General features: G+C 72.8%; 15 protein-coding genes. 8 read left to right on the top strand and 7 right to left on the bottom strand.

The genetic code is table 11. The features are described from left to right. Nucleotides 1–43: 43 nt before the first annotated feature. Nucleotides 44–865 (bottom strand): alpha/beta fold hydrolase, encoded by an 822-nt coding sequence (locus tag ACFUJ1_RS05330; RefSeq protein ID WP_378642732.1) that lies wholly within the window; start codon nt 863–865, stop codon nt 44–46. Between the two features lie 90 nt (nt 866–955). Between ACFUJ1_RS05330 and ACFUJ1_RS05325 the strand changes: the two genes are divergently transcribed. Together ACFUJ1_RS05325 and mscL are read left to right on the top strand one after the other, a co-directional pair. After that, nucleotides 956–1,690: an SDR family NAD(P)-dependent oxidoreductase gene (locus ACFUJ1_RS05325; protein ID WP_378642729.1), complete on the top strand. Its 735-nt coding sequence runs from the start codon at nt 956–958 to the stop codon at nt 1,688–1,690. Nucleotides 1,691–1,763: 73 nt separating this feature from the next. Beyond that, nucleotides 1,764–2,246 carry a large conductance mechanosensitive channel protein MscL gene (gene mscL, locus ACFUJ1_RS05320; protein ID WP_378642727.1) on the top strand — a complete coding sequence of 161 codons (483 nt, stop codon included), beginning with the start codon at nt 1,764–1,766 and terminating at the stop codon, nt 2,244–2,246. Here mscL and ACFUJ1_RS05315 read toward each other — a convergent pair. Next, nucleotides 2,243–3,388, bottom strand: a complete 1,146-nt coding sequence (locus ACFUJ1_RS05315; RefSeq protein ID WP_378642724.1) for an Ig-like domain-containing protein — start codon at nt 3,386–3,388, stop codon at nt 2,243–2,245. The two genes, mscL and ACFUJ1_RS05315, sit on opposite strands and share 4 nt — an antisense overlap. A gap of 83 nt (nt 3,389–3,471) precedes the next feature. After that, a complete protein-coding gene (locus ACFUJ1_RS05310) occupies nt 3,472–4,563 on the bottom strand; it encodes a UDP-N-acetylmuramate dehydrogenase (protein WP_378642965.1) in 1,092 nt (363 codons plus the stop codon). Nucleotides 4,564–4,603: 40 nt separating this feature from the next. On the opposite strand from ACFUJ1_RS05310, the gene ACFUJ1_RS05305 reads away from it, so the two are divergent. From ACFUJ1_RS05305 to ACFUJ1_RS05295, 3 genes are all read left to right on the top strand, one after another. After that, nucleotides 4,604–5,089, top strand: coding sequence for a DUF2505 domain-containing protein (locus ACFUJ1_RS05305; protein ID WP_378642721.1), 486 nt, complete (start codon nt 4,604–4,606; stop codon nt 5,087–5,089). 103 nt (nt 5,090–5,192) lie between these two features. Continuing rightward, nucleotides 5,193–5,711 (top strand): DUF2505 domain-containing protein, encoded by a 519-nt coding sequence (locus tag ACFUJ1_RS05300; protein ID WP_233020740.1) that lies wholly within the window; start codon nt 5,193–5,195, stop codon nt 5,709–5,711. Then, nucleotides 5,681–6,499 (top strand): class I SAM-dependent methyltransferase, encoded by an 819-nt coding sequence (locus tag ACFUJ1_RS05295; RefSeq protein WP_378642719.1) that lies wholly within the window; start codon nt 5,681–5,683, stop codon nt 6,497–6,499. The genes ACFUJ1_RS05300 and ACFUJ1_RS05295 overlap by 31 nt, the downstream gene beginning before the upstream one ends. A 144-nt stretch (nt 6,500–6,643) precedes the next feature. Here the strand turns inward: ACFUJ1_RS05295 and ACFUJ1_RS05290 are convergent, their stop codons facing one another. Continuing rightward, nucleotides 6,644–7,240 (bottom strand): hypothetical protein, encoded by a 597-nt coding sequence (locus ACFUJ1_RS05290; protein WP_378642716.1) that lies wholly within the window; start codon nt 7,238–7,240, stop codon nt 6,644–6,646. A gap of 132 nt (nt 7,241–7,372) precedes the next feature. Between ACFUJ1_RS05290 and ACFUJ1_RS05285 the strand changes: the two genes are divergently transcribed. Continuing rightward, a complete protein-coding gene (locus ACFUJ1_RS05285) occupies nt 7,373–8,104 on the top strand; it encodes a DUF2993 domain-containing protein (RefSeq protein WP_378642713.1) in 732 nt (243 codons plus the stop codon). 2 nt (nt 8,105–8,106) lie between these two features. On the opposite strand, the gene deoC is transcribed toward ACFUJ1_RS05285, so the two are convergent. After that, nucleotides 8,107–8,775, bottom strand: coding sequence for a deoxyribose-phosphate aldolase (deoC, locus tag ACFUJ1_RS05280; protein WP_378642711.1), 669 nt, complete (start codon nt 8,773–8,775; stop codon nt 8,107–8,109). Nucleotides 8,776–8,846: 71 nt separating this feature from the next. On the opposite strand from deoC, the gene ACFUJ1_RS05275 reads away from it, so the two are divergent. Continuing rightward, nucleotides 8,847–9,371 carry a GNAT family N-acetyltransferase gene (locus tag ACFUJ1_RS05275; RefSeq protein WP_378642963.1) on the top strand — a complete coding sequence of 175 codons (525 nt, stop codon included), beginning with the start codon at nt 8,847–8,849 and terminating at the stop codon, nt 9,369–9,371. A 23-nt stretch (nt 9,372–9,394) separates the two neighbouring features. After that, nucleotides 9,395–10,276, top strand: a complete 882-nt coding sequence (purU, locus tag ACFUJ1_RS05270; protein ID WP_378642708.1) for a formyltetrahydrofolate deformylase — start codon at nt 9,395–9,397, stop codon at nt 10,274–10,276. On the opposite strand, the gene ACFUJ1_RS05265 is transcribed toward purU, so the two are convergent. Together ACFUJ1_RS05265 and ACFUJ1_RS05260 are read right to left on the bottom strand one after the other, a co-directional pair. Next, a complete protein-coding gene (locus ACFUJ1_RS05265) occupies nt 10,273–11,280 on the bottom strand; it encodes an alpha/beta fold hydrolase (RefSeq protein WP_378642706.1) in 1,008 nt (335 codons plus the stop codon). The two genes, purU and ACFUJ1_RS05265, sit on opposite strands and share 4 nt — an antisense overlap. Nucleotides 11,281–11,349: 69 nt before the next feature. After that, the gene (locus ACFUJ1_RS05260; protein ID WP_378642703.1) at nt 11,350–11,655 is read right to left on the bottom strand and encodes a DUF2516 family protein; all 306 of its coding nucleotides are present in this window, start codon (nt 11,653–11,655) and stop codon (nt 11,350–11,352) included. Nucleotides 11,656–11,701 lie beyond the last annotated feature (46 nt).

Genomic DNA, 11,701 nt, shown 5'->3' with positions numbered 1-11,701 from the left:
GACCGATACCCGCCACCACCGCTGCGGGCGTTGGTGAGAGCGGTCACAGGGAGTCGGCGAACTCCGTCACCTCGGCCACCCAGCGGGCCCGATCCTCCAGGAAGAGCCCGTGCTTGGCGCCCTCCCAGTAGGAGCCGCGCGCCTTCGGCGCGGTCTCCGCGATGTACCTGCCGTTCACCACGGGGACCACCGGATCGGCGGTGCCGTGCAGCACGAGCACCGGGATGTCCAGCGCGCGCAACGTCGCGGTGTTGTCCACGGTCCGGTAGAACAGCGCCTTACGCACCGCGGGCGGAGTGGCCAGGCTCGCGCCGAAGAGCCGCTGGGCGTCGACGCCGCGCTCCCGGCTCGGCCCGGTGTTGGCGTCGCCGAACGCGCCGAAGGCGCGCAGCGCCCGGCCCGGGCTCTCCTCGAAGACGCCGGGCATCGCGGCGCCGAGCGCGGGGCCTGGCTCGGCCCCGGGCACGCCCTTGCCGATGCTCGCCATGGCGCCGGTGTAGATCGCACCCGCCACCGCGCCGGTGCCGTGCGCGGCGAGGTAGTCGGTGAGCACGATGCCGCCGTAGGACCAGCCGAGCAGGATCGCGTCCCGCTCGATCCCGGCGTCGGCGAGGACCGCGGCGACGTCGGCGGCCCAGTTGGCCGGGTCGTCGTAGCCGCTCGCCGGGGCGCCGGAGTAGCCGTGGCCGCGCGAGTCGACCGCGAGTACTCGGAAGCGCTCGGCCAGATCGTCGGCCGCCGCGCCCCAGCAGCGCAGATCGGCGGACCAGCCGTGCAGCAGCACCAGTGGCCGCGCGCCCGCCGGGCCGCTCGACCGGTACACGATGCCGGTGCCGTCCGCGCTCTGCACTTCGCGTATCGCCATGATCCGAAGGCTAGACCCGGCCGCTGGCGGGCGGTTTCGCCGTACCCGGCCGGTCGGGTGCCGAGCACGGCCCGCCTACGATCGACAACCATGAGCAGCCTGAATGCCGTCGTCACCGGAGCCAGCTCGGGAATCGGGGAGGCCACCGCCCGGCAACTCGCCGGCCAGGGCTACCACGTCTACGTGGGCGCGCGCCGGCTCGACCGGCTGCGCACGCTCGCCGAGGAGATCGGCGGCACCGCCCTCGAGCTGGACGTCACCTCGGACGAGTCGGTCGCCACCTTCGCCGACGCGATCCCGACGGCATCGATCCTGGTGAACAACGCGGGCGGCGCCAAGGGGCTGGCCACCGTCGCCGAGGCCGACCTGGACGACTGGCGCTGGATGTGGGAGACGAACGTGCTCGGCACGCTGCGCATCACGAAGGCGCTGCTGCCGAAGCTCATCGCATCCGGCGACGGCCTGATCGTCACCATCACCTCGGTCGCCGCCTTCCACGCCTACGACAACGGCTCCGGCTACACCTCGGCCAAGCACGCCCAGGCGGTGCTGCACCGCACCCTGCGCGGCGAGCTGCTCGGCAAGCCGGTGCGGCTCACCGAGATCGCGCCCGGCGCGGTGGAGACCGAGTTCTCGCTGGTCCGCTTCGACGGCGACGCGGAAAGGGCGGCCAAGGTGTACGAGGGGATCGACCCGCTGGTGGCGCAGGACATCGCGGAGATCGTCGGCTTCGTTGCTTCCCGCCCGCCGCACGTGAACCTGGACCAGATCACCGTCGCGCCGCGGGACCAGGTCGCGCCGGGGCGGTTCGCGCGCCGCTCCTGAGCCGCGCGGGCCGGGGCCGCAGCCGTTAGCATCGGACCGGTTCGGCAGTCGAGACGGTGGGAGTGGTCCGGTCGTGTTCAAGGGTTTCCGCGATTTCCTGTTGCGGGGCAACGTCATCGATCTCGCGGTCGCGGTGGTCATGGGTACCGCCTTCACCGCGGTCGTCACCTCGTTCTCCAGCGGGCTGATCAATCCGCTGCTCGCGGTCTTCGGCGGCACCGACGAGCTCGGGCTCGGCTTCCGGCTGGTGTCGAGCAAGCCGGCCACCTTCGTGGCGATCGGCCCGATCATCAGCGCGTTCCTGAACTTCGCGATCGTCGCCGCGGTGCTCTACTTCGTGCTGATCATGCCGATGCGGCACCTGACCAACCGGTTCGGCACGAAGAAGGCGGCCGAGCCGACCGAGACCGAGCTGCTCATCGAGATCCGCGACCTGCTCGCCCAGCGCGACGCCGAGGTGGCACGGCACGAGGCCGACCACAAGCGGGTCGAGGCCGAGGTCGAGGCGGATGCCGCCACCGACAGGGGCGCCGCCCCCGAGCCGCCGCGGCGCTAGCCGTCCAGCGCGGACATCGACGCCCAGGTGGGCCAGTCGACGGCCCAGTCGTAGATGTCGCCGTCCGCGGCGGAGAGCGCGATCGAGGTGTTGGTGACCTCGACCGGGTCGCCGTAGCGCGCGGTCGGGAAGTAGGCGGCGGCGTCCTCCGGGGAGAGGTTGATGCAGCCGTTGGTGACGTTGGCCGAGCCCTGCGCCGCCAGCGACTCCGGGTTGGCGTGGATGAACTCGCCGTTGTTCGAGATCCGCACCGCCCAGCGCTCGCGCACGTTCTCGTAGAACGGCGGGTTGGACATCAGGAAGTCCTCGTACTTCTCGGTGACCACGTGGACGCCGGAGCGGGTGACGTTGCGCGGTTCGTTGCCTTCGCCGTAGCTGGCGGCGAAGTCGAAGACGGTGCCGCCGTCGCGGACCACCCGGATTCGGTGCGTGGTCGCGTCGGCCCGCACGATCTGGCTGCGGCCGATGCTGAAATCGGTGGTCAGGTCGCCGTCGCCGTACGCGCCGCCGCCGAGCGCGACGCCGTAGAGCTTCGCGTCCACGTGCACCGTCGTGCCTGGCTGCCAGTAGCTCTTCGGCCGCCAGTGCGCGCGGGCGCCGCCGTCGTCCGGCAGCCAGGCCCACGACCCCTCGGTGGGCGGGTCGGTGGTGACCGTCAGCGCCCTCTCGGCCGCGGCCTTGTCCGGCACCGGGCCGGTGAACTTCAGGATGATCGGCGCCGCGATGCCGACCTCCTGGCCGTCGCCGATGTTCAGCGTGGCCGGGGTGGTCCCGGTCGGCGCCAGCGTGCTGAACCCGCCCTCGATCGGCACCGGCTTGCCGTCGGTGCCGATGGCGGTACCGGTCCAGCTGTAGGTGGCGTCGTAGCCGAGCGGCTCGGTGACGGTGTACTCGCGCCGGTCCGCGCTCAACTGCCCGCTGACCTGCTTGCCCGCGGCATTGCTCAACGCGACCTCGTCGATGGTGCCGTTCCGCACCGAGACCGAGATCTTCGCGGTCGGGCTGACGCCGGTGGCGTCGGCGCCGGGGTCGAGCGTGACCTGGGCGACCGGCTCGGCCGGTTCGGGCTCCGACCCGGAGCCGCCGGAGCCGCAGCTCGCGAGCAGCAGCGCGAGCACGGAGAACACGACGGCCGCGAGCACGGCCACTGACCTTCGGGAAGCCTGGCGTATGCGCACTTCCTCGAATCTACGCGCGGCGGCGCGCTACCGCCTGGCCGAACCGGTCACACGGTGACCCCGACCGTCACCGGCTCGGGGTGCAGCCGGATGCCGAACCGCTCGGCGACGCCGTCGCGCACGGTGTGCGCCAGCGCGACCAGGTCGGCGGCGGTGGCGGCGCCGCGGTTGGTCAGCGCCAGCGTGTGCTTGGTGGAGAGCCGGGCCGGGGCATCGGCGCCGGGGAAGCCCCTGCCGAACCCGGCCCGCTCGATCAGCCAGCCCGCGGAGAACTTCACCCCGTCCGGCGCCGGGTAGACCGGCACCGGCACATCGCCGACCCGGGCCGCGATGGCCGCCCGCACCCGCTCCACCTCCGGCTCCGGCACCACCGGGTTGGTGAAGAAGGAGCCCGCGCTCCAGGTGTCGTGGTCGTCCGGGTTCAGCACCATGCCCTTGCTCGCGCGCAGCCGCAGCACCGCGTCGCGCACCTCGGCGGCGGGCCTGGTCTCGCCCTCCTCGGCGCCGAAGGTCGCGGCCAGCTCCCGGTAGCGCAGCGGCGCGCTGGCGCCGGTGGGGTCGAGCGCGAACTCCACCGCGAGCACCACCGCGGCGTCGGAGTGCTTCAGCAGGCTGGTCCGGTAGCCGAAGCCGAGCTCCGACGGCTCGGCCCAGCGCACCGCACCGCTCGCCCGATCCAGCAGCCGGACCCGGCGCAGCAGCCCGGCCACCTCGACGCCGTACGCGCCGACGTTCTGCACCGGGGTCGCGCCCGCCGAGCCGGGGATGCCGGAGAGGCACTCCAGCCCGCCGAACCCGGCGGCGACGGTCCGCGCCACCACGTCGTCCCAGACCGCGCCCGCCTCGGCGAGCACCGAGTCGGCGGTCAGCTCGACCCCGGCGTTCGCGATCCGCACCACGACGCCGGGGAACCCACCGTCGGCGATCAGCAGATTGGAGCCGCCCGCCAGCAGCAGCACCGGGATCTCCGCCGCGTCCAGCGCGCCGACGGTGCGGACGAGGGCCGCCTCATCGGCACATTCGGCCACGGTCGCGGGGCCGCCGACGCGCAGCGTCGTCAGCCCGGCCAGCGGCACGTCGGGGCGCACTTCGGCACCGGAATCGGCCAGTAGTTCGCGCACCTCGTCCGAGGAGACCACCCGAGTAGATCGCACGCTGCAGACGGTAGCGTGTCCGACCATGGCGACCCCCCTGGCGTACACCGCCCGCTACTCCCATTCGGCCGCGGCCGTGCGCGCGGCGATCGCCGACGAGCAGTACTGGAAGGACCGGATCGCCGAGGTCGGCGGGCCGAACGCCAGGCTGGATCGGATCACCATCGATGGCGACCGGGTGCACGCGGAGCTGGTGCAGGCCATCGCCGCCGAGCTACTGCCCGCGGCGATCACCGCGGTGCGCCCCGGCGACCTGATCATCCCGCGGGTCGAGGAGTGGACCGGCGACACCGGGACCTTCACCGCCAAGGTCGAGGGCGCCCCCGCCGAGGTGCGCGGCAGCATCGCGCTGGCCGCCGACGGCGCGGGCTCGGTGGCCACGATCACCGGCACCATCGAAGTCAAGGTGCCGCTCTTCGGCGGGAAGATCGAGGCGGCCATCGCGGAGCGGCTGGTCGAGCTGCTCGGCAACGAAGCCGAGTTCACCGATACCTGGCTCGCGCAGCGCTGACGCCGGGGCGCGGCAGCACGCCGCAGGCGGGCGGATTGTGGGCGTTCGCCACATCGCCCGCCGTGTGCCGCGCGGCGAGCGGGCACCGGTAACGTGTCGGCTCATGGCTCGCCGACTCGACTACTCCGCCCGGTACCCGCTGCACACCACCAAGGAGCTGTACGCGGCGCTGTCGACCCGCGACTACTGGGAGGCCAGGGTCGAGGAGATGCGGAAATACTCGCCGAACCACGTGGTCAGCGTGGATTCCGCGGAGACGGGGATCGAGGTCGTGCTGGAGCACATCATCCCGCGCGAGATGCTCCCCGAGATGGCGCAGACCGTGCTCCGCAAGGACATGGTGATCACCCGCAAGGAGAGCTGGGGCCCGTTCCGCGACGACGAGGTGCACGGCAAGTACTCGGCCTCGATCCCGGCCGGGCCGGGCAGCCTGAACGGCACCATCCGGCTCTTCCCGACCGAGACCGGCAGCACCATCCGCTACTCCTCCGAGGCGAAGGTCTTCATCCCCATGGTCGGGCCGCGGCTGGAGCAGCTGATCCTGGTGAACCTGGTCGATCTGTTCCGCGCCGAGGCAGAAGAGACGCTGAAGTGGCTGGAAGCGGGAACGCCGGCGCGCTGAACCGGCGGCCGATCGGCACCGTCACCCGTGGCACCACCGGGGTCAACCGGCTGCGCCGCAGTGACCGGCGGCTGGTGGCCGACCCGCTGGTCCGCGCCCGGCTGCTGGAGGCCGCCGACCCGCTCGTCGTCGATCTCGGCTACGGCGCGCAGCCGTGGACCACGCTGGAGCTCGCCGCCCGCCTGCGCGCGGTGCGCCCCGACGTCAGGGTGACCGGGCTGGAGATCGATCCGGAGCGGGTGGTGCCCGGCCGCGACGGGGTGACCTTCGCGCGCGGCGGGTTCGAGCTGGCCGGGCTGCGGCCGACCCTGGTGCGCGCCTTCAACGTGCTGCGCCAGTACCCGGAGTCGGCGGTGCCGGAGGCGTGGGCGACCGTGCTCGGAAATCTGGCGCCGGGCGGGCTGCTGGTCGACGGCACCTGCGACGAGCTGGGCAGGCGCTGCGCCTGGATCCTGCTCGACCGCACCGGGCCGCTGACGCTCACCCTGGCCTGGGATCCGTTCACCGTCGAGCGGCCGTCCGACATCGCGGAGCGGCTGCCGAAGGCGCTCATCCACCGCAATGTGCCAGGCGAGCCGATCCACGCGCTGCTCACCGCCGCCGACCGCGCCTGGGCGCAGGCCGCGCCGGTGGCCACCTTCGGGCCGCGGTTCCGCTGGCGGATCGCCGCCGAAGCGCTTGCCGCGCAGGGCATCCCGCTGCGCGTATTCCGCCGCCGCATGCGCGACTGCGTCCTGAGCGTGCCCTGGGCACACGTCGCGCCGACCGATGCCCCGGCGATGTCCTGAGCCCTGCGGCAGGCTTTCGGCCGGTGCGCCAACGCCCGCGCCCGGTTCGAGGCCGCGCCACCCGGCCCACGCGCCGCCGCCACCGCGGTGACTCGGCCGCAGGCCCCTACACCGCCGCCACCGCGGTGACTCGGCTGCAGGCCCCTACACCGCCGCGAGCGCCCGGTGCACCCGGGCGGCGGCGCGCGGCGCGAGCCCGACGCCCGCGGCCCGGATCTCCCCCGCCGCGCACCGGCCGATGGCGACGGCGTCCGCCACCACCTCGTCCAGCGCGACCTGCGCGATATCGCCTTCGGCGAGGTCGAGCACGGTGCGCACCGGCGTCGTCACCAGGAACGGCCCGGCCGACTCCACCTCGTCGCCTGCCAGCGCCCGGCGCAGCACGACGACCCGCGGCGTCACCGGCGGCCGCCCGGCGGGGACCGAGAGGTGCAGGAACCGCGGCCGCAGCCGCCCGAGGCCGTGCAGGTCGGCGGCGCTCTGGTGGGAGACCGCCACCTCGTCGTCGAACCACGCCGCCCACATGGCGTACTCGTCCAGCGGCCCGATCGGTGACCCGGCGATCCGCAGCATGCCCATGGCGGCCCGCGCTATCGAGCCGTCCTCCAGCCCGGCGCGCACCCGCGCCTCACATCCCGCGCGCATCACCTGACGCGCCGTGAAGAACCCGGCGTGCCGCGCCGCCAGTTCGTGCAGTTCCGCCCAGCCGTGCAAGCGGCGGCTCGCATCGTTGCCCGCCATGATCCGAGATTACGCCGTAAGGCTGTGCCTCATGTCACATTCCGCCTGGATCCGTCCCAACCGGTACACCTTGGCAGAGCCTTCACCATGTCCACAGAACCGGCTCAGACTTGTGCGGAAGAATCGAGCGCCATGAGCACAGCACCGTCCCTCGCCCGGCGCACCAACCGGCGGCGTCCGCTGGTGATCGCCCTCGTCGTGGTCGTTCTACTGCTCGGCAGCGCCATCGTCGGCACCGAGGCCTACGCGCGGCACCAGGTCTCGCAATGCATCAGTTCCCAGTTCGAGCGGGAGATGGGCTCGACCATCGACGTCTCCTTCGGCCCGAAACCCCTGCTGCTCACCTACATCGACGGCAAGGTGCCCGAGGTGACGGTGGACAGCAACGACAACCGCTTCGGCCCGGCCGAGGGGATGGTCGTGCACGCGACCTTCTCCGACGTCGTCCTGAACGACGACGGCGGCGGCAGCGTCGGCGCCTCCTCGGCCGACGTCACCTGGAGCAACGAGGGCATCGCGCAGACCCTCGCCGGCATGGTGACCGGGGTGAAGTCCGCGGCGGGCAGCGGCACCGTCACCATGGACGTGCTCGGCGGGCTTGCCCAGCTGGAGGTGCGCCCGCAGGTGCGCTCGGACAAGGTCGTCGTCGACACCACCGCCGCCCAGTTCCTCGGCATCGGACTCCCCACCGACCTGGTGCAGGGCATCGTCGACCTGTTCACGCAGAGCCTGCAGGCCTTCCCGATCGGCATGCGCGCCGACCGGATCGCCGTCACCGACAGCGGGATCGACGTGCACCTCACCGGCGGCCACTTCGACCTGGACACGAACGCGCAGAACAGCAACAAGGAGGTCCGCTGCTGAGTTCAGCCCGGAAACCCGTCCAGCACCGCGCGCGAGCCGGAGAGGCCGAGCCGGGTGGCACCCGCGGCCAGCAGCTCCGCCGCGGCCGCCGCCGTGCGGATCCCGCCGCTCGCCTTCACCCCGAGCCGTCCCCCGACGGTCTCGGCCATCAGCCGCACCGCGGCCACGCTCGCCCCGCCCGCCGGGTGGAAGCCGGTGGAGGTCTTGACGAAGTTCGCGCCCGCCCGCTCGGCGGCCAGGCACACCTCGACGACGGCCTCGTCGGACAGCGCGGCGGATTCGATGATCACCTTGAGCACCGTCCGCTCGCCGACCGCCTCGCGCACCGTGACGATGTCGGCGAGCACCGCGGCGTAGTCGCCCGCGACGGCGGCGCCGACGTCGATCACCATGTCCACCTCGTCCGCGCCCTGCTCCACCGCGAGCCGCGCCTCGGCCCCCTTGACCAGCGAGTGGTGCTTGCCGGAGGGGAAGCCGGCGACGGTCGCGACCACCAGCCCCTGCGCCCGCACCGGCAGCATGGCGGGCGAGACGCAGATCGCCAGCACCCCGAGCTCGCGCGCCTCGGCGATCAGCGCGGCGACCCGGTCCGGCGTCGCCTCGGGGGCGAGCAGCGTGTGGTCGATGACGGCGGCGACTTCGGCCCGGCTCGGCCACGCGGGTTCTGCCATGAGGTGAAAGTCTGGCACACGGGCGGCGAATTGCATTGCGGGCCTCGGCCGCTCGAGGGGAGACTCGAATGGTGCTGATCCGCCGCGAACACGCTGACGACATCGCCGGTATCGCCGCCGTGCATCGGAGCGCGTTCGCCGAACGCGATACCGAGCGGGCCGCCGCCGACCCGGCCGAGGTCGGGTTGGTCGCCGCGCTGCGCGGCGGCGACGCCTGGATCCCGACGCTCTCGCTGGTCGCGGAGGAGCACGGCGCCGTCGTCGGGCACACCTGCCTGACCAGGGCCGCGGTCGGCCCCTTCCCGGTGCTCGCGCTCGGCCCGCTCGGAGTGCTGCGGGAACGGCAGCGGGACGGCATCGGCGGCGCGCTGGTGCACGCGGCGCTCGGCGCGGCGGACGCACTGGACGAGCCGCTGGTCGGGCTGCTCGGCAGCCTGGACTACTACCCGCGCTTCGGCTTCGCCCCGGCCGCTCGGTACGGCATCGCGCCGGACCGGCCGGAGTGGGCGTCGCACCTCCAGGTACGCCCGCTCACCACCTTCGACAGCCGGATCGCGGGGGAATTCCGCTACGCCGACGCGTTCTACGAGCTCTGAGCCCGGTTTGCAAGGATGGGCGGATGACCTCCGCCCCGAACGACCGGCGCTTCGTGCTGACCCTCGGCTGCCCGGACCGCCCCGGCATCATCGCCAGGATCACCTCGTTCATCGCCGAGTTCGGCGGCTCCATCGTGGAGGCGGGCTACTACTCCGACCCGGACAACGCCTGGTTCTTCACCAGGCAGGCCATCGCGGCCGGGACCGTCCCGTTCGAGCTCGCCGAGCTGCGCGACCGGTTCGCCGGGGTGGCGGCCGACTTCGGGCCGGGCACCGAGTGGCAGCTGCACGACACCGGCGAGCGCCGCCGCGCGGTGCTGCTGGTCAGCAGGGACGCGCACTGCCTGCACGACCTGCTCGGGCGGGCCACCAGCGGCGAACTACCCGCCACCATCGAGGCCGTGATCGGCAACCACCCCGACCTGGCCGGGATCACCGAGGCGCACGGGGTGCGCTTCCACCACGTCCCCTTCGCCAAGGACCCGGCCGAGCGCGGCCCCGCCTTCGCCAGGGTGCGCGAGCTGGTCGACGAGCACGACCCGCACGCCGTCGTCCTCGCCCGCTTCATGCAGGTGCTCCCCGCGCACCTGTGCCAGCACTGGGCCGGGCGGGCGATCAACATCCACCACAGCTTCCTGCCGTCCTTCGTCGGCGCGCGGCCGTACCACCAGGCGTTCGCCCGCGGGGTGAAGCTGATCGGCGCGACCTGCCACTACGTCACCGCCGAGCTGGACGCCGGGCCGATCATCGAGCAGGACGTCACCCGGATCGACCACGCCGACGAGGTCCGCGACATGGTGCGGCAGGGCCGCGACATCGAGCGCGTCGTGCTCGCCCGCGGGCTGCGCTGGCACCTGGAGGGCCGGGTGCTGGTACACGGCCGCCGGACGGTCGTCTTCTCCTAGCCCGCGGCAGGCATCCGCTCGTCGCCCGCGGCGACGAGCACCCGGGCCAGCTCCTCGTTGAACTGCGGGTACGCCTCGACATTGCCGAGGTGGCCGGTGGGAAGCACGGCCTGGCGCTGCAGGTTGCCCGACTCGCGGAGCAGCTCGGCGATGCGGTCGGCGTGCACCCGCGGGGTCAGGTGGTCGAACTCCCCCGCCAGCACCGTGGTCGGCACCGAAAGGTGCCGCGCCGCGTCGCCGAGATCCATCTCGGCCAGCAGCAGCCCGAACTTGGCGCGCACCAGCGACGGGCAGGAGCGCACCACGCCCATGCTGTAGTCGAGCAGCTCCCTGGTCGAGCTGGGGTGCATGATGCCGCGGGCGAAGAGCCAGCGGATCGGCGCGACCGGCGGGAAGAGGATCGGCAGCCCGAGCCCGAGCCTGCCGACTACCAGCGGCAGCGCCAGCTTGCGGCGCAGGAAGCGCGCGGTCCGGTTGAACCAGGGCAGCACGGTGGTCTCGGCGACCAGCCGACCGGCGGCGGTGTTGGTCAGCAGCACCGCCCGCGCCTGCTCGCGCACCCGCTCCGGGTAGCGCGCGGCCCAGGCCTGCACCGTCATCCCGCCGAGGCTGTGCCCGACCAGCACGGCGCGCTCACCCGGCGCGAGCGCGGCGTCGAGCACCGCGACCAGGTCGTCGGCGAGCACGTCCATGGTGAGCTTGCCGCGCCCGAGTTCGCTGCCGCCGTGGCCGCGCTGGTCGTAGGCGATCACCCGGTACTCACCGGCGAAGGTGTTGATCTGCGCGTTCCAGTATTCGATGGCACAGGTCCAGCCGTGGATCAGCACAACGGGCTTCGCGTCCTTCGGGCCGTAGGCGTACACCCGCAGCCTGGTGCCGTCCGCCGCCCGCACCTCGAGCGTGCGGCGCGGGGCGGTCGGGCGGTTCAGCAGGGCGGTGGCGTAGGTGCGGGAGCGCAGCCCCGCCCGGTACCCGGCCATCCTGCGCAGCTTCTTCGCACGCATCGGACACTCCTTCGTGTTACTGCTACTTACAGTAACTCCGAAGGGGCGGTGGAGCCAGCCCGGCGGGTGCTACCAGCGCGGCCCGCGCTGCACCTCGTCCACCTTCGGGCGGACGTCGGCCAGGTAGATGCCGGTGGCGATGATCGAGATGAAGGCGAGCAGCCCGAGGCTGCCGAACGAGAGCAGCAGGAGCAGCAGCGCGACCGCCAGAATCCCGGACCAGATCGGCTTGGTGAGCTTGTCGACCGCCGTGAAGGCATCGGAACGCTGGCGCAGGGCGTGGATCAACGCGAATGCCGCCGCCCCGAACGCGAGCGCCCAGAGCACGAGCATGATGATCCCGGTCATTCCGTTCACCGTGTTCACGCCACCCATGATAGGGGTGCGCCCCCGCGTCCAGGCAGGACGCGGGGGCGCGGTG

The organism is Nocardia sp. NPDC057227, assembly GCF_042669725.1.
GTDB lineage: Bacteria > Actinomycetota > Actinomycetes > Mycobacteriales > Mycobacteriaceae > Nocardia > Nocardia asteroides_A.
The sequence above is the reverse complement of the archived record's forward strand: the minus strand, read 5'-3'. Positions and strand labels throughout refer to the sequence as shown.

Coding starts and splice junctions, on each gene's coding strand:
- ACFUJ1_RS05290 (WP_378642716.1), bottom strand. CDS start 7,240: ATGGCGGGCAACGATGCGAGCCGCCGCTTGCACGGCTGGGCGGAACTG.
- ACFUJ1_RS05305 (WP_378642721.1), top strand. CDS start 4,604: ATGGCGACCCCCCTGGCGTACACCGCCCGCTACTCCCATTCGGCCGCG.
- ACFUJ1_RS05265 (WP_378642706.1), bottom strand. CDS start 11,280: ATGCGTGCGAAGAAGCTGCGCAGGATGGCCGGGTACCGGGCGGGGCTG.
- ACFUJ1_RS05260 (WP_378642703.1), bottom strand. CDS start 11,655: ATGGGTGGCGTGAACACGGTGAACGGAATGACCGGGATCATCATGCTC.
- deoC (WP_378642711.1), bottom strand. CDS start 8,775: ATGGCAGAACCCGCGTGGCCGAGCCGGGCCGAAGTCGCCGCCGTCATC.
- purU (WP_378642708.1), top strand. CDS start 9,395: ATGACCTCCGCCCCGAACGACCGGCGCTTCGTGCTGACCCTCGGCTGC.
- ACFUJ1_RS05285 (WP_378642713.1), top strand. CDS start 7,373: ATGAGCACAGCACCGTCCCTCGCCCGGCGCACCAACCGGCGGCGTCCG.
- ACFUJ1_RS05300 (WP_233020740.1), top strand. CDS start 5,193: ATGGCTCGCCGACTCGACTACTCCGCCCGGTACCCGCTGCACACCACC.
- ACFUJ1_RS05330 (WP_378642732.1), bottom strand. CDS start 865: ATGGCGATACGCGAAGTGCAGAGCGCGGACGGCACCGGCATCGTGTAC.
- ACFUJ1_RS05325 (WP_378642729.1), top strand. CDS start 956: ATGAGCAGCCTGAATGCCGTCGTCACCGGAGCCAGCTCGGGAATCGGG.